The 569-nt window shown below is 26.4% G+C and carries 1 protein-coding gene; it reads left to right on the forward strand.

Annotated elements, in window-relative coordinates:
• The coding region (locus tag M0D11_RS06415) for an SLC5/6 family protein (RefSeq protein WP_252321152.1) at positions 1 to 569 on the forward strand (569 nt) is incomplete at both ends.

The raw sequence follows: 569 nt of genomic DNA on the forward strand, positions 1-569 counted from the left end.
ACATGTACTGTTTTTGGAGGAATCGGTGCAATTGCATATAATCAGCATAAAACTATTGATGAAGTATTTATTTCGGGTCCAACTTTAATTTTTCAAGTTTTTCCACAAGTTTTTGCAATCATTACTGAGCAAACACATCTTCCATTTTTAAGTCACACCCTATCTTTCCTTTTCTTTTTATCAGTATTTTTTGCTGGTATATCTTCATTAATAGCAATAGCTGAAGCCGTTGTTAATCCTCTAATTAGTTGTTATAGCATTAAACGTTATCAAGCATTATTAATAATGATTATTAGTAGTTTTATGCTTGGTTTAATATTCTGCTTTAATAATAGTAGTCCTTTAATTGATGGACTTGCAATATGAGTTACTGGTATTTGACAAATGATTATTGGTATTTGTGAATTAATTGGTGTTATCCTTATTTGAAAATGTTATGATAGTTTAAAAGAATTTAATAATCAATATTCATGAGTTAAATGAAATAAAGGTTTCAAATATTTATGTTTAATCCTTATTCCAACAATTATTTTAATTAACTTGGTCTTTGCTTTATATCAATTAATTAA

The sequence above is a fragment of the Spiroplasma endosymbiont of Lariophagus distinguendus genome, assembly GCF_023846195.1.
Taxonomy (GTDB): Bacteria; Bacillota_I; Bacilli_A; order Mycoplasmatales; family VBWQ01; genus Spiroplasma_E.